Genomic DNA, 22,463 nt, shown 5'->3' with positions numbered 1-22,463 from the left:
ACAATGGCAAGCTATGCAAGTAATGTGAAAAAAGAGTTGACCTCATTACCTATTCATCCTGAACATGCTAAAGCAGAATTGGCTGCTTTTTTGCGCATGAATGGTGTCTTAAATTTTCACGAACATCAGTTTAGCCTTGATATAACTACTGAAAATCCTGCAATTGCCAGACGTATATTTTCTTTAATAAAAACTGCATATAAAGTTGAGCCACAATTAATAGTTTCACGCAAAATGAAGCTTAAGAAAAATAACCAGTATTTGGTACGACTGCAAAATCATGTCAAAGAAATACTGAATAATTTAGAAATTTTAACGCCCTCGTTAAATTTAATCACCAGAATCCCAGACAGAATCATTAAGTCACGTGAAGGAGCAATGTCATATCTCAGGGGTGCGTTTTTAGCCAGTGGCAGTGTGAATAATCCCAATACGAGCAGGTATCATTTAGAGATTTATTCTATTTATCAAGATCATAATGATGATTTACTTAAGATTATGAATGATCGTTTTAATTTGAATGCTAAAAGTACGAAAAGACGACGAGGTTATATTGTATACCTAAAAGAAGCTGAAAAAATTGGTGACTTTTTACATATTGTTGGAGCGTTGAATGCGATGCTGTCTTTTGAAGATCTGCGCATTATGCGTGACATGCGGAATTCTGTGAACCGGCTTGTTAATTGTGATACAGCCAATTTAAAAAAGACGGCAAATGCTGCAGCGAAACAGGTTGAAGACATTGAGCTAATTGAGCGCAAAATTGGCTTAGAAAATATTCCTGAAAAATTGCAGGGTTTGGCTAGACTAAGATTAGATGAACCTGAACTTTCACTCAAAGAAATAGCACAGCAAGTTCCGGACGGTCCGATATCAAAATCAGGAGTCAATCATCGTTTCAAAAAAATTCATGATATAGCAGAAAACATACAGAAATAAAAAATAAACCCATCCATGCGGATGGGTTTCTTCTTTGATACAAGCTGATTGCTAACGTTTATTTCTTTTGGTTAACCATAATTTCATCGATTAAACCATAGTCTTTAGCCTGCTGAGCTGTCATGTAGTTATCGCGCTCAGTATCCTTTTGAATCTTTTCTAAAGGCTGGCCAGTAGTTTCATGTAAAATCCGGTTAATCTTTTCACGGCTCTTTAAAATCTCATTGGCTGCAATTTGAATATCAGTTTGCTGACCTTGAGCACCACCTAAAGGCTGGTGAATTAGAACCGTTGAATTAGGTAATGCAAAACGTTTACCTTTTGCACCACTAGTAAGTAAAATGGAAGCCATAGAGGCTGCCATACCAATAGCGATGGTTGAAACATCTGATTTAATAAAGTTCATGGTATCCATGATTGCTAAGCCAGAAGTAATCACACCACCCGGTGAATTAATGTAAAGTGAAATATCCTTGGTGTTGTCTTGAGCATCAAGAAATAGTAATTGTGCAATAATTGAATTTGCCATATCATCGTTAATTTCACCACTTAGCATGATGATTCTGTCTTTCAATAAACGTGAATATATATCATATGCGCGTTCGCCGCGTGCAGTTTGTTCAATAACTGTAGGTACAAGCATCTTTCTACCTCCTAAATATAATTAGCACTCTATCAAGTACAGTGCTAATTAAATCACTTACATTACGTGCTGTCAATGAAAGTGTATTAATTTTGTATTCTTTTTAATGAAGTTTTTATTATATAATTTAAAGGTAAACTTAAATATTGGAGGATATATTTTGAAGCTTTGTAAGAAAACAATAACCTATTTACTGACTATAGTTGCCGGACTATTGATCTATACCGGTTTGCCAACTACATCAGTTGCGGCAGATTCCAGTAGCACTCAGCCGCCAGTTCAAGATGATAATAATAAATCATCGAACAGCTCAACTGATGCAAATTCTGATAATACTGATACCAATAAATCTGGTCAAACTGATCAAAATGGTACAGATAACCAAGATAATACTAAACCTAAGCCTAAGCCAAAACAGGTTGTTACTGGTTTTGCTATGATGACAAAAGTTGCCGGTAACAAAAACTATAAGGTTTGGAAAGAAGTTAAAGACGGCAAAGTTAGTACTAAAGTAGCTGATGGCATTAATTTTCAGTACAGCCATATTCAGTCGGATCAACTGATCGAAACCAAGAAATATCGCTATTGGCGTATTTATGTAAATGGTCGTGAAGTAGGTTATGTAAATGAAAATTACTTTGACAGAAACAAAATTGCTGTTCCTAAGTCTGTTACTTTAGTTCGCAATGAGTTTTATAACTTTTCAACAAAAGATGCAATTTCATATGTTACAAATAGCATGGGAACTGTAATTGACAATAGTCAGGTAATTGTTTCTAAAGATAGTATAAATTGTGGTACTCCTAAAACATATAAAGTGAAATATACTTATGGAGACGCAACTGTCACAGTCAAAGTAACGGTTAGGAAGAGCACTAAAGAAGGAGTTGTTGATGCAGATACATTTAATTCCTTCCAAGCTCAGCCAGGCACAAATGATTATCAAGCATGGAAAACTCATTATGGTTCATCCTTAAACTATCTTAGTCCAACAGAGTATAGTCCAGAAGATAGTAAACATACTTTAACTAGTGGCAATTTGACACTGAAAACCAAGTTTTATCAACCGGTTTTACTAAGTGTTGCCGATCCAACTGATGATAACATTAACCGTGTCGGACATATTCCCGAAGGAGTAACCGTTTCTGATGGTTGGACATACACAAGTCTTTTGAGCCATACAGATTTAATGTCAGGTCATATTGTTGGTTATGATTTGAACAAATTGACCAATCCCTATAATTCACAACATTTGCTTGATATGACCCAGAAGAAGTTTAACAATTACGTTAAACATATCAAAGTTAGTCCGTATATTCCAATCGGTCACGGACAAGCTATGGGCTCAAGTGACAAATACATTTATGTTTTAAACAATGACAATACTTTGAAAGATACAAATGATTCTGAAGAATTAATTCAAATACGTAAAAGTGACTTGCAGATTAATAAAATTTGGACAATTAAAACTTGGATCGATGATGGAAAGAGTTCGCGTTATTTCCAAAATGGTGTAATAGTTTCTGACTATGATATGTATACAATTTATCATGACACAGAAAATAATTGCTATGAATACTGGGAATTTACTCGTACCGGTGATAACTGGTATCCAAAGTTAGTAGGAAAAACTGATGGCAACTTTGTTAATAACAACGCTCCAGTACAGGGGTTTACCTATGATGCTAAAAACAAAAACTTTTATTTAGCCTTTAATGATTTAATCTTTAAGATTGGACGTAATGGTAAAATAAAGGATACCTATTCATTTGATACTGGTCGTGAAATTGAGGGACTATCAGTAAGTGATAATAAGTTATATGTTAATTTAGCTCAAAGAGCTGAGTTACTCGTAAGCACAAATATTAATTAGAACAAAAATTATTCAAAATAAGAGCTAACATGCTCTTATTTTTTTATTTGAAATTTAAAAAAGAATATTTTTCTTTCAATAAAAAAATAAAATTACATGTTTAGAAAATCTTAAAGATAGTTATATCTTACTAATTCATGATTTTATAATTACACTTATAAATAATGAATAAATAATTATATTATATAAAAACAAAAAGCAAAAAAGCATTTTTAATAGTAAAAACTCTTAACTTGGTCTAAATCGTTTTGCATGTTCATAAATGAAAAGTTTACTGCTACTATAATCTCTCTTTTTATTATTTTTATATGATGTTCCAAAACTGCTACAGCAGTTCTATTATAATTTGTAGCACATTTACAATTAGTTTTACAGGTTAACTAAAGTAATTGTATGCAATATAAAATTTGCTTATTTTGTAGGAAAATGCATCTTAATTAATGCTTTTATTTATGAAAGCATTAATTTTGTGTTTAGGAAAGAGTGGTTGAATGAAGAATAAACATAAGAATACTATTAAAGTAATTATAGTTGTAGTTCTTTTAGTGAAGGGGCTCTTTAGTATTCAAAATGTTAAAGCTGAATTGACTCCAGATGAACAGCATTTAACTGGTGTTGAAGCACATAATCTTGATAATAAATAGCTTAAAAATGCAACTAAAGCAGATTATGAAAAACTACAAAAAATGGCTGAGTAACCGGGTACTCATTATTTGAACAAGCCTTTAGCAGTTTACTTGTTCCCTCTAAATAATGATTCAAAAGGCAATCCTGAAATTTATAATTTCCAAGATAATGGCAATGGAGAATATGTTAATTCGGTAAAGATTTTGACTGGGCTAAAGTTGGTGATTAATTTGATAACAAAAAAGAACCAATTTTAAATAATGATTAAAGATAATTATTTTTTATAGGAGTAAATAAATGAAAAAATGTCCCAATTGTGGCGCTTTGATGGAATCTGACGTTAATTTTTGTACTAAATGTGGTACCGATTTACGTAACATCAGTAATGTTCAAGAAAATAAAGAAAATTATAAGCAGACTGTAAACTCACCAATTACTCCGGAAAGAATTGAGCCGGAGCATATAAAACAAAGTACAACTCTAAATGATCAGCAATCTACTTCTGAGCGAAATAGTCAAATTGAAAGCCAGTTTGCACAAGCTAAGGCCATGCCACCAAAACCGCAAAATTATGTTCAACCAGCTGTTTCAAATCAAGAACAAGCTAATAATCAATATCAAACTTCAAGTAGCGCAAGAAAAGAGAAGTTTAACAACTATTGGCAATGGTGTGTGGCTTCATGGAAACATCCATTTTCAGAACTTACTGGAGAAAGTTGGTATGGCTGGGTGACTATCCTTGCAGAAGATATTGTGCTAGTTTTAGGAATTTATTTTGGAATGAAAGTTGTTGCTAATAGATACAATGCGGGAGGTTTTGGCTTAGGAGATACAGTTTCTGGAATTGCCTTTAATGCTACAATTGCACTATTATTTTTCTCAGTCCTTTTTGAAGTGATAGTTATTGGTGGCTATTATGCAGCTTATAGATTTATTTATGGTCGCGGCAAAAATTTGCTCGAATTTGTTAATTCTGGTGTTCATAGTAGTAATTTGAACTTAATTCTGACTGTTTTAACGTTTATTATCATGTTATTAGGGTCAAGTAACGGCTCAATGGCAGTTTTATTGTTTTTGCTAATAATTGCAAACTTCTTTATGGGTTTTCAGGTGATTACTTTAGGTGAAAATCTTAAGCCGGTACGTGACAAAATGTATGGTTACATCATTTCTTTCTTTATTATCATTATTGCTCTAATAATTTTGTTTTCGCTGATATATAGTTCAGCTTATGATTCATTAATGAACCAGTTGTTTTCAGCCTTTAGCTGATAAGGTTAAAGGAGTAAGTAATAATGAGTGAAAAAAGATTTTGTCCCAATTGTGGCACAAAGTTAGAGAACAACGTCGAGTTTTGTCCTAACTGCGGTTTCAAATTAGCAGAAAAAGAGCATGCCAGTCCATCAAGACAAGCATATCAGCAAACAGTTAAGAAACAGACCTCATCTCAAGGACGTAAAGCTTATTATGCTCAACCTATGAAGAAGAAAACAAAAGTTTTGCTCACTCTGGGTGTAGCATTTTTAGCAGTTTTTACAATATTTTATGCTTGGGGCTCAAACCATTATTCAAAAGAAAATCAAATTAATAGAATTAAATCAGATTTAATTGATACAAAAGCCGGATTAGCTAAAGACGTTGTTGCGGACGATTCTGCCATGCAGGTAACAGATGAGGCTTTAAAACCAACTCAGACTTATTTTGCTGAACATCATAAAGCTGTTAACGAATTAATTAATTATTTAAAAGAAGACGCATCATTCAATAGAATTCATCTTGTTCAATCTGGTCATCATATGCTGCTTTTTCCGAGGTATGTATTAAGGGTACCTACAATTTATGCAACCGTAGCCACTAATCATTCAAATTCTTCCATAACTGTCAATGGTAAATACATTGGTCAGGTTAAACCGGGTAATTTTGCTAGTGAAAAACAAGATAATAAATATGGTGTTAAATTAAGACGCTTGTTCGTCGGGACATACCACATAAAAGTTAAGTCTAATATCTCAGGCAGGAATCTATCGACTACATCAAATTATGATTTGTGGTCCAGTGGAACAGTCGATATGGGAATTAGGACTGAAAATTTCACGGTTAAAAGTACCCCTGGTGCAATCCTTTACTTGAATGATAAAAATGTTGGTACTTTAAACAAAAAAGGTAAATTAACATTTAAGGATTATCCAGTAACCGATAAGTTGAAAATTTATGTTAAGGCTAAAGTGGGTAATAATACTATTAAATCTCAGGAAATGAATTATGGTGATGTGCAATACGATGATGCAAATGATAGTCATAAGACCATTGAGCCTAAGTGGGATAGTCTAATTGCCAAAGAAGATGCCCAAGAAATATTAGAGGACAATTTTAAGAATCCCGATGAAGATGCTTTTGTTAATGGAGCGGAGAACAAGAGTTATCAAGAGTTACGGAAAATGGACAAAGGATATGATGAAGATGACGACATTGACAGTTATGATATGTCATGTTCTGTAATTTCTGTTAATCCTGCACCAAATAAGTCCAGTAATGTAGTTTATAAAATTACCTTTACTTTTGAAAGTGGTGATACTGAAAGAAAACAGGTTTTGCTGTATAAAGGTGCTTCATTCCGTTCATCTGGCAGTGATGATGAAGATAATGAAAGTCAAAAGATCAAATCAATTGGAACCGGTAAAATAGTTAGTGATAAAAGGTATTAATAAGGTAAATAAATTAAGAAGGGATTTAAAAAGGAAAAAGAATAGTTTTTACAAAAAATGATGATGTTAGTGTCTGGTGCAGCTTTGTTATTAGTTGGTTTAAATAAAACATCAAATAACGCATTTAGTAGCGGTGTACTGAAGTCAGTGCTGCTAAGAAGACCAAAAAAGTACACGTTTATGTTAATAAAACTGCTAAAGGCAAAACTTACTATAATATTAAGGCTACTAATGTTGATGGCAAAACCTGTCAAGCAGGCAAGAAAACATTATTGTATACCGAAAGTGGTGAATTTTTAAACAAGTAATTGAACGACTAATTGGAGATCACCAAATAGAAGAAACCAGTCAATTGGTATTTTTCGATGAGGGTAGTACTGATAAAACTTGGCCTTTGATTAAGCAGTATAGTAATGAAGAATATGATAATATTTTAAAATCGGAGAATTAAAGAAAGAGTTTAAAAATTCAAAAATGAAATTCTTGAAAATATTAGGTAAGTTAAAAATGTCAAAAATACTGCAATTTTTGGCTTTTTCATCTTTAGTGCTTTTAATGTTATCGGCTTGTAGCCAGCATACACAAACAAAATCTGCTTCTGCTCCTGAAATAGTAAAATCAAAACCAAATGAATCTAATTCTAAGACTAAATCTGCACCTAGAAAAGGTAAGGCAATTGATTCCAGCATAAATCCTAAAAGAACAGCAACTGTCATAGCGGTATATGCTGCCAAAAAATATGGCGGTGACTGGCAAAAAACATTAGAAGACGAAAAAGAAAATGGAATTAGTGTTGCTGTTAAAAACAGCGAATATTTTCCTCATGTACCTTCGAGCTTTGGTGTAGTTTACCAAATAGGAGATCACGAAGTGCTCTATACTTTAAAACAAGTGGGTCAAGATAATGTTGTTTATTTATATACGAACAATGGCATGAAAGAGTTGGGACAAGCAACAATTAGAACTATGAGTCAATACTTGAAAGAAAATGGCTGGGATAATTTAATTAGCAAAAATGCGCGTAAAACTAGGATCTTTGATCTAAGGATCAGTCCAAAGCTAATGAGCCAAAGAATGCAGGGTGATGCCGGAGCTTTCATCATGCCGTTTGCTATGCGAGGTAACTGGTATAGTTATTTTAATAAACATATGAATACTACGACAATTGGCTCAAATTATACTATTGAAGATGGTGAAAAATATGAACTGCATCGGATCGAAGATAAATTTTTTGAGCATAAAACATATGGAGAAATGTCTAAAAACTATCAAATAAGAACCGAAAATTGGAAAATGACAGGAGAATTGAACAGGAATATTCATGGCATCAGATGGATTAATTTTCGAGCTTGGATGCAGGGAACAGGAGATGGCATATATTACGGTCTGCATTCGGAAATGGGTCAACCAGTTTTAGTTGTTGCAAGCAGTGCTTCGATAACAACTGATCAAATTTATTGGAAAACACCGCGACTTGCCATGCAAAATAAAAATAAAAAATTTAGCGATTTATACTACCTTAGATAACTCACAAAGTTTTAAAATGAAATTAATAATGTAATTAACAGCTATAAATTCAAAAATGCCAAGATTAAAAGAGATTCATTAAAAAGAGTAGAATTCATTTTTCTTTTAAAACATTTTTTTTAGTAACTTACTTTTAAATGCAGAACAAAAAGGATATATTGATCTACTTGGTTCTCAAATTTTCAGCATGTGGATAAGAAATTGGATCAGTTCACCAAAAGCAAATGGTAAAATAAATTTGATTAAAAAAAGTTACCAATAAATTATTTATAATAAATAAAAAAGAGCTTTAGCTCTTTTTTTCTTTTTTTTGGCATTCAGGACATATACCGTATATTTCAACGTGACTAGAGGATGTGACGAACCCAGTTTGCTTTTCGGCTTCTGTTCTCATGCGGTTTTCAATTGTATCGAATTCAGGATAATAGACGTCAGCAATTTTGCCACACTTTTTACAGATAATATGAAAGTGGGGTTTGACAAAGTAATCGTAGTGCAGAGAATCATCACCATTTTTTATTTCAATTACAATTCCTGCATCAACTAATTTGTTTAGAGTATTGTAAACCGTAGCACGATAAGTAGGTTCATCACCACTAATTGCTGAAAAAATTGTAGCCGCAGTAGGATGATTATGATGTGCCATTAAGTATTCTAATATTTTTAAACGGGGCTTAGTTGCTTTTAAGTGATGGTTACGCAATAAGTCTTCAGCATCATCATGAAAATTAGGCAAAGTTCTCATCTCCTTTATTATTTAGTTATAGTTTAGCATTTTTGGTAAAGAAAAAACCGCCTTAAGCAAGGCGATTTTATTTAATTATTATTTTTCTTCTTGATGTCTTCTGATAGTTGGCATAATCAAACCAAGTAACAGTAATACTACAGGGGTAGCGATATTTAGACATAATGTAAATGGATCAGATGAGTACATACCCATTAAACAGCATGCAATAGTAACTGCCAATCCCCAAAGGCCAGCTATATATGCCAGCCATTGATGCTTGGTCATTTGGTAGTTGTCAAAACCCTTGTGGAACTTTTCATGTTGTTTTCGTAAAGCCAAATATGCAATAAAAACCCATAGATAACGCATTGGCATTACAATCGAATTGAGTTTGACTAATTGCGCCATTACTGCTTGTGCATCAGGCATAACGGCTTGAAGTGCTATAATTCCACCCGAAAGTATAACAATCATCCAAATACCATTAATGTAGGCACCATGCTTATTAACTTTTAAGAGCTTTTTAGGAATGAAGTCTTTAGCTTCTTTGCCTCCTAACAGCATTCTAAGAGGAGCATCAATACTTATAACCAATGCGGAAAATTGACCTATCACATTGCACCAGGCATAAATGTAGAGGAATAATCCACCAACTCCGTAATATTCACCTAATTTTTGAAAGGCAATGTAAGGACCGTTTGAAATGTATTCATTCAAATTGCCATTAACGGTCTTTGGATCAAACATTAATGCTAAAGCTATTGTGCCCAAAATAGCTGAAATCATCACCATTCCGGCTAAACCTAACATAGCTTTAGGGAAATTTCTTGATGGATTTTTCAGTTTATTAACATATGGCGAAATTTTCTCTGCTCCACCAACAGCAAATACTAAGATAGAAAGAGAAGTAAAATACTTAATGTTAAAATCTGGCACAAAGTTTTGCCAATTCCAGTTTACAGTATTGAAATTAGCGTGCGGATTAATCATTGGAGCCGCAAACATCATAATGATAAATAAAATTGACATGATGAACATTGAGGTACCAGCTATTGTCGACAAAGTTTTGATTACTGGAATTCCCCGGCTGGCTACCCAGCAAAAGAATAAAAAGACTACTAGTGTAGCTAATTGTGTCCAAGCTGTTGGCAGACTGTCATACCAGTTTGTATTTCCAAATATACCCCAGGCCATGCCTCTCAGGCCACCTGTACCTTTACTGGAAATGTAAACCACGTGAACAGCCCAAAAGGTCCAGCCAGCATAATAAGCCCATTTAGGTCCAATGGTGGCGTTAATCCAAGAGGCGACACCGCCTTCAGAATCCTTAAAAACAGACCCCAGTTCACCAACCATTAAGGCATAAGGAATAAAGAAAAGCAGGAAAATAACAATCCAGCTGAAAATTACCTTTGTACCATCAAAGTATATAAATCCGTTAACAACGTTGCCAAAGCTCCACACTATAGAAAAAGCCATAGTAGCAAGCGTTGTCCACATCATCTTTTTAGAATTGTTTGGTGTTTCACCCATGAAACTACTCCCTTATTTTAAGATAACAATTTTATTATTTTAGCTTAAATGGTTATAAAAATCTAATAAAAAGTAGTTTATTTTTATAACGGCGGTAATTATTGATTTATGCCCAGAAAAGTGCAAAACTGTTATTATATTATAAAAGAAGGGTTGTAAGCTTTAATGGGGAAAAAATTTAAAAACAAGCTGCTGGTTGCAGGAACAATAGCCGCAGTTGGTTTATTTGTTGGGAGTAATAATTCATACATTTCTGCTAAAAGTTATCATAAGGCTGTTACTAAGATAGCTGGCAATGGCAACTACGCAGTTTATCATAGTGCATCAAAGAAGGGACCATCTGGCAAATTCACCTCTACAAAGTATTTCAAACATGCACAGATTCAGTCTAAGAAGTCTATTGCCACTAAAAAAGGCAAGTTTTGGAAAATAATTGTTGACGGTCGTACAGTTGGTTGGGTTAGCCAAAACTTTTTTGCCAGAAATAAGATTTCAGTAGCTAACAAAGTCAGTTTAGTACAAAATAATCAATATTCATTTAATACTAAAGATGCGATTAATTATGTGACTGATAGTACTGGAACCGCTGTTGATGCAAATAAAGTTAATGTTTCTAAATCTAAGATTGACTCGGGTACGCCAGGAAAGACCACTGTAGATTACAGTTATGGCAAAGCCAAGGCTAGCGTAGATGTCACAGTTCGCTCTGACAAGAATGAAGGTATTGCAAGAGCAAATAAAACTCCTAAAAATGGTCCAAAGGAAGTTTCTACGTGGAAGGGAAGTTCTAAGTCTTCATCCAGAAATTGGAATGCAGCTCATCACTATACTCCTGAAAACAGATCTAATACTTTTAAAGCTAATGGTTTAACATTGAAAACTAAGTTGTTCCAGCCTCGATTTGTGAGTCTTGACTACAATAAGGCAGGAGATAAGATGGGTCAGGTAGGTGTAATTCCTGAGGGAATTACTGTTCATGGCTCGAACTTCACTGTTGCAGTCTTTAACTCAAGCAAAGCACAAAACGGTCACTTAGTTTCTTATGACTTAAAACACATTAACAAGTTTAAGGCACAAAACTTATTAACCCTAAACTGGTCAACTTTTAAGAAATATGCATCACATATTAAAGTTAGTCCTTATATTAAACTAGGACATGGTCAAGCTATTGGTTCATCATCTAAATATGTTTACGTAATTGCCAATAATAATACCTCAAGCAATTCAGATGCTTCTGAAGAAATCTTGCAAATACGTAAGTCAGATATGAAGATTAATCAAATTTGGACCTTTAGAATTTCTAATTATGGTAATCCAAGATATATTCACAATGCTACATTTGCTGGTGACAATACAATGTATTGCCTGTTCCATAATGGTGGCCACGGTTATTATGAATATTGGAAAGTTACCCGCAGTGGTGACACTTGGACTCCTGTTGAAGTTGGCGCTACAAAAGGCAACTTTGTAAGCAATCATTCGCCAGTTCAAGGATTCACTTATGATCAAAAGCACAGTCAATTCTATGTTGGCTTTAATGATTACATCTTCAAAGTTGATAAAGATGGTACATTTAAGAAGACCCATCATTTGAATGTTAGACGTGAAATTGAAGGGCTATCCTCATATGGCAATAAGCTTTATGTTGAGTTTGCTCAAAGGGGAGAATTAACAGCCGGTAACACGAATTAAAATTATTTACTGAGCAGCTTGATTATCAAGCTGCTTTTTTTGTCTATCATTTTTGAACTTGATATAAATGAAAAATACTATCAATTATGAGTTTAGTACTAAAATTTATACTTCAACTTTTACTTTAAAATGTTTTAAAAGTAATTAAGACTTTCTATATTCGACCCCCATTGATTTCAAAAAAAGCCGGTTTCCTGTATTATGGTACGCAACAACATAAATAGAAGTTATTTTAAGGAGAATTTTTTGGTTAAAAGAGACTTTATTGATACTTGTAGCTTTTCAAAAGACGAAATGCAATATTTAGTTGAACTCGGTATTAAAATTGAAGCAACTATTAATCATGGATATTATCCATCGTTATTAAAAGGAAAAAGTCTGGGTATGATTTTTGATCAGGTGTCTACAAGAACACGCTGTTCAGCTGAAACTGCAATGACTGAACTTGGCGGTCACGCATTGTATTTAGCACCTGGTCAAATTCAATTGGGAGAAAATGGTCATGAAGGCTTAGCTGATACGAGTCATGCCCTAGGTGATCTGGTTGATATCATTGGGGTTAGAACTGCCAGTCATGAGGATATTATTGAAATTGCTCAAAATTCACCTGCACCCGTAGTTAATTTTATGAGTGATAATGATCATCCAACACAAGCCCTTGGAGATTTAATTACAATCAAGGAATTTTTGCCTCAAGGAAAGAAACTATCTGATGTTAAGCTGGTTTTTGTAGGAGATGCAACTCAGATTACAGTTTCAGCACTATTTTTATGTGCACAAATGGGGATGCACTTCGTTCAGTATGGTCCTAAAGAAAAACATCTGTCTATGGAAATATTGGATAAAGCCGCAAAAATTGCTCAAGAAAATGGTGGCACAATTACACTATCCGAAGACGAAAAAGTTTTAGAGGATGCTGATTTCGTTTATACAGATGTTTGGTATGGTCTATATGATCAAGAGCATAGCAAAGACGAATATATGAAACTTTTTTATCCTAAGTATCAGGTTAATGATGAGCTACTAGCTAAAACAAAAAATCCGTCCGTTAAATTTATGCACTGTTTGCCAGCAAACCGGGGTGAAGAAGTAACGGCTTCTGTGCTTGATGGCAAAAAATCTATTGTCTGGCAGCAAGCTGCAAACAAAAAAACAGCAATGAGAGCAGTATTTACGTATTTGCTTAAAGATAAGCTAAATAGTGAGAACCAAGAAGCTATACAAAATTTATTAGCTTAAAACAGAAAGAGTATCTTTTGCTAAATTGCAAGAGATACTCTTTTTAATTCAATGGGTCCCCTGAGAGTCGAACTCAGATTTTAAGAACCGGAATCTTACGTGCGATCCATTACACTAAGGGCCCAGAATTGGCACAACAACAAGTATAACAGAAAAAAACTAAAAATTGAATTGTTTTTTCTTTGATAAACGAAAAAGACAGTAAGACATTTTAAAACAAAAGTTGGGTAAAATATTAAGACTTTCTAATTGGTTTGATTTCACTTGAATTATTTTTTGTGTGTTGCTATACTATAGTTGTCGATTGAGAAATGAGTAACTTGATTAGCGTCAGGTCACGTTTCTCATATATTTTTAGACAATCTGGGACACCTAATGACAATAAATGGGTCAATTTGGTCCCAGAAGAAGGAGAGATATTGATGTACTCGGAATTTCCCGTGCTTGAAGCTCTCGTTCCTGACATCTTAAAAGTTTTTCGACAAAGATATCTTGTTCTTGAGCAAATATCACTTAATGCACCAGTAGGACGCAGAAGTGTGGCTCAGTCACTAGGACTTTCTGAAAGAAATGTGCGAACAGAAACTGAATATCTTCGTGATCATGGTTTGATTGAGATCAAAAGTTTTGGCATGTTTATGACAGAAAAGGGCAAAAAGATATTGCAGGAGGCTGCTCCACTGATAGATCGTTTGTTTAACGCTCGCAAAACAGAAATTGATTTGGCGCGTAAACTTGGTATCGAACGGACAATTATTGTACCGGGTGATAGCGATTTACAGGACTTGGTTTATGAGAGAATGGGTGAAGAGCTTAATGCAGCTCTGGATCTTCTTTTGCCGTTAGGACATTCAATTATTACTGTTCTTGGTGGTGAAGCTCTTGCAAAATCGACTAGGAATTTGTCTAAAAGTTTAAGTAAAAATCGACAATTGGTATTTGTACCGGGTCGTGGAGCTTTGGGCGAAAATGTTGCTATTCAAAGTAATACTATCGTTCAAGAAATGGCTGCTGAAACAGGTGGTAAATATAAAACGTTATATTTACCAGAACAGATTTCATCAGCTGCATACAAATCTTTAATTCGTGAATCTACATTTACTGATGTCCTTGAAGATATTTCACAAACCGATGTTGTAATTCACGGAATTGGACTAGCTCACGACATGGCAAGACGCAGAGGATACGATTCAGTTCGTTTGTCCGAGTTGCGTGAAAAAAAAGTAGTCACCGAGTGTTTTGGGTGTTTTTTCGATGGCGAAGGAAAGATTGTTGACCGCGTGCATCAGGTTGGCTTGCAGTTTGAGAATCTAAATAAAATACCTCACATATTTGCATTTGCTTGCGGTGGTCGCAAGGCTAAAGCAATCAAGGCTTATATGCCCAATGCTCCTCATCAAACCTGGTTAATTACTGATGAAGGAGCCTCAGAGAAGATTTTAAAGGAGAAATAATTCTCATTTAAAATAAATTGATGTTTACAGTTCTTACATAGTTCTTAAGGAGGACTTTAGAATATGACAGTTAAAATTGGTATTAACGGCTTTGGCCGTATTGGTCGTTTGGCATTCCGTCGCATTATGGATTTGGGCGAAAAGTCAAAGGATATTGAAGTTGTTGCTATTAACGACTTGACTACTCCAGCACTTTTGGCACACTTGCTAAAATATGACTCAACTCATGGCACTTTCAACCACGAAGTTTCAGCTACTGAAGATTCAATCGTTGTAGATGGCAAGAAATACCGTGTATACGCAGAACCTCAAGCTCAAAACATTCCTTGGGTTAAGAATGATGGTGTTGACTTTGTTCTTGAATGTACTGGTTTCTACACAAGCAAGGCTAAGTCACAAGCTCACCTTGACGCAGGTGCCAAGAGAGTCTTGATTTCAGCTCCTGCTGGTAATGACTTAAAGACTATTGTTTACTCAGTAAACGATGACACTTTGGATGCAAACGACAAGATCGTTTCTGCTGGTTCATGTACTACTAACTCATTAGCACCAATGGTTGATGCTTTGCAAAAAGAATTTGGTATTAAAGTAGCTACTATGACTACTATCCACGCTTACACTTCAACCCAAATGCTTTTGGATGGTCCTGTTCGTGGTGGTAACATGCGTGCCGCTCGTGCTGCTGCAGTTAACATTATTCCTCACTCAACTGGTGCTGCTAAGGCCATTGGTCTTGTTGTTCCAGAATTGAACGGTAAAGTTAACGGTCATGCACAACGTGTTCCAGTTACTGATGGTTCATTAACTGAATTAGTTTCAATCCTTGACAAGAAAGTTACTGCTGACGAAGTTAACTCAGCATTGAAGAAGTACGAGAGTCCATCATTTGGTTACAACGATGACGAAATTGTTTCAAGTGATGTAGTTGGTATGACTGCTGGTTCAATCTTTGACCCAACTCAAACCATGGTAACTACTGCCGGTGACAATCAATTAGTTAAGACTGTTGCTTGGTACGACAATGAATACTCATTCACTTGCCAAATGGTTCGTACTTTGTTGAAATTTGCTACTCTTTAATCTGTAATATTTGATTACTGTTAGGTGGTAAAAGAGAAGGCGGAGGGAAATTCTTCCTTCCGCCTTTTTTTCAAAATTAAATAAATAAAGTTATCGGAGGATATAGATGGCTAAATTAATAGTTTCTGACCTTGATGTAAAAGGTAAAAAAGTTTTAGTCCGTGTTGATTTTAACGTACCAATTAAAGATGGTGTCATTGGAGATGACAACAGAATTGTTGCTGCACTTCCAACTATCAAATACATTATTGAAAATGGTGGTAAAGCAATTTTGCTTAGTCACTTGGGCCGTGTAAAGTCTGATGACGATAAGAAAGAATTGTCATTAAAACCAGTTGCAGAACGTTTAAGCGAACTTTTGAAGAAACCAGTAACTTTTGTTCCAGCTAACGAAGGTAAAGAAGTTGAAGATGCTGTTGCCAAAATGCAAGACGGTGACGTTGATGTTTTGGAAAACACTCGTTTCCAAGATATTGATAATGATTTTGGCAAGCGTGAAAGCAAGAATGATCCTAAGTTAGGTGAATACTGGGCTTCATTAGGTGACATGTATGTTAACGATGCTTTTGGTACAGCTCACAGAAGCCATGCTTCAAATGTTGGTATTGCTGAAGCCATGAAGAAGGACGGCAAGCCAGTTGCTGCAGGTTTCTTAATGGAAAAAGAAATTAAGTTCTTGGGTGATGCTGTTGCTAACCCTGTACATCCATTCGTTACAATTTTAGGTGGTGCCAAGGTTTCAGACAAGATCGATGTTATTACTAACCTCATTCCAAAATCTGACCACATTTTAATTGGTGGTGGTATGGCTTACACATTCTTAGCAGCTCAAGGCCATGAAATTGGTAAATCTTTGTTTGAACCAGATAAAGTAGATCTTGCAAAAAAATTGTTGCAAGACGCTGATGGTAAAATTGTTTTGCCTGTTGACAATGTTGCAGCTACTGAGTTTTCTAATGATGCAGCTCGCAAAGTTGTAGAAGATGACATTCCTGAAAACATGATGGGTCTTGATATCGGTCCTAAGACTGTTGCCAAGTTCAAAGATGTTTTAAAGGATGCCAAGACAGTTGTTTGGAACGGACCAATGGGTGCCTTTGAAATGTCAAACTTTGCTGAAGGTACTCTAGAAGTTGGAAAGGCTCTTGCTGACTTAACTGATGCTACTACTATTATCGGTGGTGGTGATTCTACTGCTGCTGCTAAACAACTTGGTATTGCTCCTAAGATCACCCACATTTCTACTGGTGGTGGTGCTTCTTTGCAATATCTTGAAGGTAAGGAATTACCAGGAATTGCCTGCATTTCAGACAAGTAAACTTTAAGAAAGGACATTATTTACATGCGTACACCAATTATTGCTGGTAACTGGAAATTACATATGAATCCTAAGCAAACAACTGAGTTTGTTGCTGCCGTAAAGGATAAATTGCCAGAAGCAAGTAAAGTTGAAGCACTGATTTGTGCTCCTGCTGTTGATCTCGAAAGTTTAGCTCAAGCCGCAAATGGTTCTGAATTACGCGTCGGTGCAGAAAATGCTTATTTTGAGGATGAGGGTGCCTTTACTGGTGAAACTTCACCTAAAGTTTTAAAAGAAATGGGCATGAATTACTGCATTATTGGTCACTCTGAACGTCGTGGCTACTTCCACGAGACAGACGAAGATATTAACAAGAAAGCTAAAGCTTTATTTGCTAATGACATTACGCCAATTATTTGCTGTGGTGAATCACTTGAAACACGTGAAGCTAACAAGCAAGAAGATTGGGTAGTTAGTCAAATAAAAGCCGCTCTTGCCGGTCTTTCTGCTGACCAAGTTTCTAACTTAGTTATTGCTTATGAACCTATCTGGGCAATAGGTACAGGTAAGACTGCCAGTTCTGATCAAGCTGAAGAAATGTGCAAAACTATTCGTGACACTGTTAAAGATTTATACAACGAAGAAACTGCTGAGAACGTTAGAATTCAATATGGTGGTTCAGTAAATCCTGGTAATGTTAAAGAATTAATGGCTAAACCAGACATTGATGGTGGTTTAGTTGGTGGTGCCTCACTTAAGCCTGATTCATTCTTAGAATTAGTAAACTATCAAGATTAGTTTTAAATGTAATTTATCAAAAAGTTTCTGCGATTCGCAGAAACTTTTTTGTTTAACCGAAAAATACAATTATTTTGTGCTTGATTTGTAATAAAATATAAAATACTATAATTTTATAAACAATTTATATATAAATAATAAAATGAGGCAGTGAAATGAAAAAGAAAGTTAATTTTAAACTAGCAGAAATATTGGTAGCACTCTTGGGAGTGCTAATTTTAGGATTCTGTATTCAAGATAGTAACAATTTTGCTGGTTTTAGTAATACTGTAGACGCAAAACATGTTAAGGGAGACTTAGGAAAATTTACTGTACCTAAAAAAATGCGCGGCACATGGTATGGCAAATATTTTGACATCAATGGTATTAAAGCAAAGAAAGTTGATAAGATAAAGATTACTGCCCACACAATTGCTGGGAGTCCATTGCATAAACAAGAAGCCAATTTTAAAGGTACCAAAATACCAAAGGCGGCTCGGAACTGGTCGAGAACATATTATCCAGTAAAGTTTAAAAAAGATAAGGGTATAAAATACATATCCATGTATCCGTGGGTAAGTCCGGTTTTATCTGGTGAGAGTCTTGGCTTATATCATTACAAAGGACATAAGGTTTTAATTGATAGAACTACATCTTCATTTAGAATTACTAATGTTTATTGGAAAACGCGCAAGCTGGCTAAAAAATATGGAGGTCATAAGCCTAAAGAGCTTAAAAGATACGGAGAATGGTAATTTCATGCATTTTTCCTAAGTAATCGAAGTCACTATTCATAGTGGCTTTTTGTTTACTTTCAATGATACCGCTTGCAATAAGGGAAATACCTGTCCATAATATGAGGTAAAAATTATAGTAAGGGAGGCAATACTATGAAACTTCGTAAAACTGCGATTTGGACAGCAGCAGTAATTGCTTTAGCTGCAGCTGGTGGAATTATTAATAGCCAGACAAATCAAGCTCAGACTGTTAAGGTGCAAAAATCCGTTAAGAAAATCAGTAATAAAACTAAGTATGGCTTTAAAAGAGATTTCAAATTTCCACAATCATGGCGGGGCAAGTGGTTTAGTAATATACATGGTCACTTGAGCAACATGATTATTAAGAAAAATGGTTTCAACACACCTTGGACAGGAGAATACGTTAAATTAGTTTCGGTCGGCAAAGTTAAAGGTACTAATAAATACTTATGGCAAATGCCCCAGAGTTGGTTTACAAAACACAATAAAATATTCAAAAATTTGGGACGAGTAACAACTAAAAACTTAAAAAATAAAAAGTGGATAGTTTTTAGTCCAATTGATGAAAATAATATCAAAATAGGATATGCTTTCAGTTTACAAAATAAAAAAATTGACGGTAAAACTCAGAAAGTAATGTTTGAAGCTAATCCTAAGACTGGCGAAATCTATGATCAATTTTACCGTTCACCAAAATTAGCACAGAAATACCAAAATTATCATTTTAAGAATGAAACGTATGCTCCTGTTTTTAATCAATATCAAAAAAAGTAAATATTTCAGAATAAAAACTGGTTTTTAAATGGAACCAGTTTTTGCTTTAAAAATGTATTTCTTAAATTGAGTAGCAAGTTTATAATTATTACTATATAATAATTAATTTTAGGAGAAAATGAATGTCAAAAATAATTACTGCATTAACTGCCATAGCATCTCTTACTCTATCACTTAATGTGCCAATTAAATCAAATCAGACGCAAACAGTGCAGGCAGCGCAAAATCAGAAGAACCAGTTTATGCTGGGACAGCAATTTAAATTCCCAAAGACATGGCAAGGTAAGTGGTTTAGCAACAATAATCTTACACCAAGTCCCATGTTTATTCACAAGTCTGCTTTTAATACTCCTTGGGCAAATGATTATGTTAAAGTTGTGAAAACAGGTTTCGTTAAAGGAACAAAAAAGTATCCCTGGCAAATGCCTAATTCATGGAAACAAAGTAATAAAAATGAACTTGCTAAATACATGCGTGTTACAACTTGAAAAATAAATGGTAATGAATGGATCATTCTAAGCCCAGTCCAAGAGAACTCTTTTAAAAACGGTTTTGCTTTTACAATCAAAAATGAAAAATTAGCTGGTAAAAAACATAAAATTTTATTTCAAGGTAATCCAAAAAATGGGTTGGTAATAAATCAATATTTTAAATCCAAAGCTTTAACCAATAAGTATAGTGCTCATGAATTTAAAAACATGAAGTATAGTAAAATTAATCCACGTTAAGATATTAAACTGTAGTCTCAACTCTTTGTGATTACAGTTTTTTTATGAAAAGTTAGGAGAAACTCGTGAAACTACTGTTAACAGGGGATAGCATTATTGCACGCAAAGAAGGCTTAAAAGAGCCTCGTATTAATGCAGAGATAAAAGAAAAAATACCAGGCACAAATTTAGTTAATACGGCAGTTTCTGGTATTAACTCAGGAGCATTTTACGCATTATTGCCAGATCTAGTGTTAAAAGTTGAGCGTTGTGACAAATTAATTCTACTCTTGGGAACTAATGACTTGGCCCTGCACAAAAATGTTCCAGTTACACAATTTAGTAAAAATATGTCTCTCATAATTTCCAGCGTAATTTGTTTATATTATCCGCAAAATGTAATTTTGATTTCACCGCCTGCAGTTGATGAGACCAGACAAAAAAAGAGGAACAATCGTGAAATAGCTATTTATACTACAGAATTAATAAAACTAGCCGAAACTTATAATTTGAATTTTATTAACCTATTTCAAGCTATGATTAAACATGGTGACTTAAAAACTCTTTGTCAAGGACAATTGAATGATGGCTTGCATTTTGGAACAGAGGGATACAAGTTGTTGTCAGATTTACTGGTAAACGAACTAAAAAGTTAAAAAATACTCCTTTATTTTGTTTGCTATAGAGTTAACTCTAAGGTTTACAATCTTTTTGTAATCTTATAAAGGAGCAACAAAATGAAAGAAATCAAACTAAATAATGGTATTACAATGCCTATATTGGGCTTTGGAGTTTTTCAAATAACTGATTTGGGTATTGCTGAACGTGTGGTTGAGGATGCAATTAGATCTGGTTATCGTTTAATTGACACAGCTGCTTCTTATGGCAATGAAGAAGCGGTAGGAAAAGCTGTTAAAAATAGTGGAGTTAATCGACAAGATTTGTTTATTACTACAAAATTGTGGGTATCTGATACTGGATATGAAGCGACCAAACGCGCAATTAAAACTTCATTAAAAAAATTACAGCTTAGTTATTTAGATCTTTATCTTATTCATCAGCCATATGGTGATATTTATGGCTCTTGGCGCGCAATGGAAGAAGCTTATAAAGCGGGAACTATCAGAGCAATAGGTGTTTCTAATTTCACTTCCGACCGTGTACTTGATTTAAGTTTGTATAATGATGTTCTTCCTGCAGTAGATCAAATTGAAACTAACCCATGGATGCAAGAGACAAATGAAATTTCTTTCTTAAAAAACCATCATATTCAGCCAGAAGCTTGGGCTCCATTTGCAGAAGGTAAACACCATGTTTTTACTAATTCTTTGTTGTCAAAAATAGGTGCTAAATATCATAAAACTACCGGACAAGTCATTTTACGCTGGTTAATTCAAAGAGGAATAGTAGTGATCCCAAAGTCAGTTCATCACGAACGAATTGTTGAAAACAGTAAAATCTTTGATTTCGAGTTAAGTCATAAAGAAATGGATCAAATCAGAACATTAGATAGAAATGAAAGTCAGTTTTTTGACCATCGTGACCCGGTTGCAGTTCAAAATATTCATGATTTAATTAGAAATGTAGATTGAAGGAAAATAACGTTGACAATTAAAGAAATAAGTCAGGAATTTGATTTAACAAAAGATACAATAAGATATTGGGAAAAGGAAAAGTTAATTCCTCCTGTTAAACGAGACGAGAACGGCTATCGTGTCTATGATCAGTATGAAGAGAATTGGGTTTTCTATATTAAGGTTTTGCGTAAAGCGGGCATTTCAGTAAAGCAATTAAAGTATTTTGTAAACATATATCAAGTCGGTTCATCTTCTGATAAGCGAAAAAGTTTGTTAACTGATCAGCGAGACCAACTGAAAAAACAAATGATAGAGATTCAAAAAACAATTAATTATCTTAATTATAAAATCGATCATTTTGATGATCACTTGTTAACTTTTGAAAAAGAAAAATTGGCATATGAAAACGCAGTTGAAATTTAATTCAACCCAAAAGTCCTCTTAAAATTAGGTTTTGAAGTGCTCCATAATAGTTAGACATTAATCTGACTATTAGGAGCACTTTTTTCATGACTAAATATTCAACTACTT

At 34.4% G+C, this 22,463-nt stretch carries 21 protein-coding genes; 18 read left to right on the top strand and 3 right to left on the bottom strand.

Translation table 11 applies throughout. The features are described from left to right. Nucleotides 1–3: 3 nt before the first annotated feature. Nucleotides 4–939, top strand: coding sequence for a DNA-binding protein WhiA (gene whiA / locus LDM90_RS05610; RefSeq protein WP_198213386.1), 936 nt, complete (start codon nt 4–6; stop codon nt 937–939). Nucleotides 940–997: 58 nt separating this feature from the next. Here the strand turns inward: whiA and clpP are convergent, their stop codons facing one another. Continuing rightward, nucleotides 998–1,582: an ATP-dependent Clp endopeptidase proteolytic subunit ClpP gene (clpP, locus tag LDM90_RS05605; protein ID WP_034977497.1), complete on the bottom strand. Its 585-nt coding sequence runs from the start codon at nt 1,580–1,582 to the stop codon at nt 998–1,000. Between the two features lie 160 nt (nt 1,583–1,742). On the opposite strand from clpP, the gene LDM90_RS05600 reads away from it, so the two are divergent. The 5 genes from LDM90_RS05600 (at nt 1,743) to LDM90_RS05580 (ending at nt 8,314) form a co-directional block, all read left to right on the top strand. Beyond that, on the top strand, nt 1,743–3,455 hold the full coding sequence (locus LDM90_RS05600; RefSeq protein WP_223898731.1) for an SH3-like domain-containing protein: 1,713 nt from the start codon (nt 1,743–1,745) through the stop codon (nt 3,453–3,455). A 491-nt stretch (nt 3,456–3,946) separates the two neighbouring features. Further along, complete coding sequence (locus LDM90_RS05595; protein WP_223896893.1) at nt 3,947–4,099, top strand: hypothetical protein; 153 nt, start codon at nt 3,947–3,949, stop codon at nt 4,097–4,099. Between the two features lie 280 nt (nt 4,100–4,379). Further along, a complete protein-coding gene (locus LDM90_RS05590; RefSeq protein WP_198213389.1) occupies nt 4,380–5,354 on the top strand; it encodes a zinc ribbon domain-containing protein in 975 nt (324 codons plus the stop codon). A gap of 23 nt (nt 5,355–5,377) precedes the next feature. Further along, nucleotides 5,378–6,787 (top strand): zinc ribbon domain-containing protein, encoded by a 1,410-nt coding sequence (locus LDM90_RS05585; RefSeq protein WP_223896894.1) that lies wholly within the window; start codon nt 5,378–5,380, stop codon nt 6,785–6,787. Between the two features lie 474 nt (nt 6,788–7,261). Further along, entirely contained in the window at nt 7,262–8,314 is a 1,053-nt protein-coding gene (locus LDM90_RS05580) for a hypothetical protein (RefSeq protein WP_223898729.1), read from the top strand. A 289-nt stretch (nt 8,315–8,603) separates the two neighbouring features. Here LDM90_RS05580 and LDM90_RS05575 read toward each other — a convergent pair whose 3' ends face one another. Continuing rightward, nucleotides 8,604–9,050, bottom strand: a complete 447-nt coding sequence (locus LDM90_RS05575; RefSeq protein ID WP_223896895.1) for a Fur family transcriptional regulator — start codon at nt 9,048–9,050, stop codon at nt 8,604–8,606. An 87-nt stretch (nt 9,051–9,137) separates the two neighbouring features. Beyond that, complete coding sequence (locus tag LDM90_RS05570) at nt 9,138–10,574, bottom strand: APC family permease (protein WP_198213397.1); 1,437 nt, start codon at nt 10,572–10,574, stop codon at nt 9,138–9,140. Nucleotides 10,575–10,739: 165 nt separating this feature from the next. On the opposite strand from LDM90_RS05570, the gene LDM90_RS05565 reads away from it, so the two are divergent. The 12 genes from LDM90_RS05565 (at nt 10,740) to LDM90_RS05510 (ending at nt 22,355) form a co-directional block, all read left to right on the top strand. Continuing rightward, a complete protein-coding gene (locus LDM90_RS05565; protein WP_223896896.1) occupies nt 10,740–12,266 on the top strand; it encodes an LBA0864 family S-layer associated protein in 1,527 nt (508 codons plus the stop codon). A 246-nt stretch (nt 12,267–12,512) separates the two neighbouring features. Further along, nucleotides 12,513–13,505, top strand: a complete 993-nt coding sequence (argF, locus tag LDM90_RS05560; protein ID WP_198213401.1) for an ornithine carbamoyltransferase — start codon at nt 12,513–12,515, stop codon at nt 13,503–13,505. A gap of 422 nt (nt 13,506–13,927) precedes the next feature. After that, nucleotides 13,928–14,959, top strand: coding sequence for a sugar-binding domain-containing protein (locus tag LDM90_RS05555; RefSeq protein WP_045927821.1), 1,032 nt, complete (start codon nt 13,928–13,930; stop codon nt 14,957–14,959). A gap of 63 nt (nt 14,960–15,022) precedes the next feature. Next, complete coding sequence (gene gap, locus LDM90_RS05550) at nt 15,023–16,039, top strand: type I glyceraldehyde-3-phosphate dehydrogenase (RefSeq protein WP_034977515.1); 1,017 nt, start codon at nt 15,023–15,025, stop codon at nt 16,037–16,039. 106 nt (nt 16,040–16,145) lie between these two features. Continuing rightward, the gene (locus LDM90_RS05545; RefSeq protein ID WP_109586101.1) at nt 16,146–17,357 is read left to right on the top strand and encodes a phosphoglycerate kinase; all 1,212 of its coding nucleotides are present in this window, start codon (nt 16,146–16,148) and stop codon (nt 17,355–17,357) included. A 24-nt stretch (nt 17,358–17,381) separates the two neighbouring features. Further along, a complete protein-coding gene (tpiA, locus tag LDM90_RS05540; RefSeq protein WP_198213403.1) occupies nt 17,382–18,137 on the top strand; it encodes a triose-phosphate isomerase in 756 nt (251 codons plus the stop codon). Between the two features lie 155 nt (nt 18,138–18,292). Next, nucleotides 18,293–18,871 carry a hypothetical protein gene (locus LDM90_RS05535; RefSeq protein WP_223896897.1) on the top strand — a complete coding sequence of 193 codons (579 nt, stop codon included), beginning with the start codon at nt 18,293–18,295 and terminating at the stop codon, nt 18,869–18,871. A gap of 135 nt (nt 18,872–19,006) precedes the next feature. Beyond that, nucleotides 19,007–19,648, top strand: coding sequence for a hypothetical protein (locus tag LDM90_RS05530; protein ID WP_223896898.1), 642 nt, complete (start codon nt 19,007–19,009; stop codon nt 19,646–19,648). A 122-nt stretch (nt 19,649–19,770) separates the two neighbouring features. Beyond that, entirely contained in the window at nt 19,771–20,136 is a 366-nt protein-coding gene (locus LDM90_RS05525; protein ID WP_223896899.1) for a hypothetical protein, read from the top strand. Between the two features lie 305 nt (nt 20,137–20,441). Next, nucleotides 20,442–21,011 (top strand): GDSL-type esterase/lipase family protein, encoded by a 570-nt coding sequence (locus LDM90_RS05520; RefSeq protein ID WP_223896900.1) that lies wholly within the window; start codon nt 20,442–20,444, stop codon nt 21,009–21,011. Nucleotides 21,012–21,092: 81 nt separating this feature from the next. Further along, entirely contained in the window at nt 21,093–21,947 is an 855-nt protein-coding gene (locus LDM90_RS05515; protein ID WP_198213703.1) for an aldo/keto reductase, read from the top strand. A 12-nt stretch (nt 21,948–21,959) separates the two neighbouring features. Continuing rightward, entirely contained in the window at nt 21,960–22,355 is a 396-nt protein-coding gene (locus tag LDM90_RS05510; protein ID WP_198213705.1) for a MerR family transcriptional regulator, read from the top strand. Nucleotides 22,356–22,463 lie beyond the last annotated feature (108 nt).

Origin of the sequence: Lactobacillus huangpiensis, assembly GCF_019972815.1 — a bacterium.
In the GTDB taxonomy this organism is placed as follows: domain Bacteria; phylum Bacillota; class Bacilli; order Lactobacillales; family Lactobacillaceae; genus Lactobacillus; species Lactobacillus huangpiensis.
This window is presented reverse-complemented; position numbering and strand designations above follow the sequence as displayed.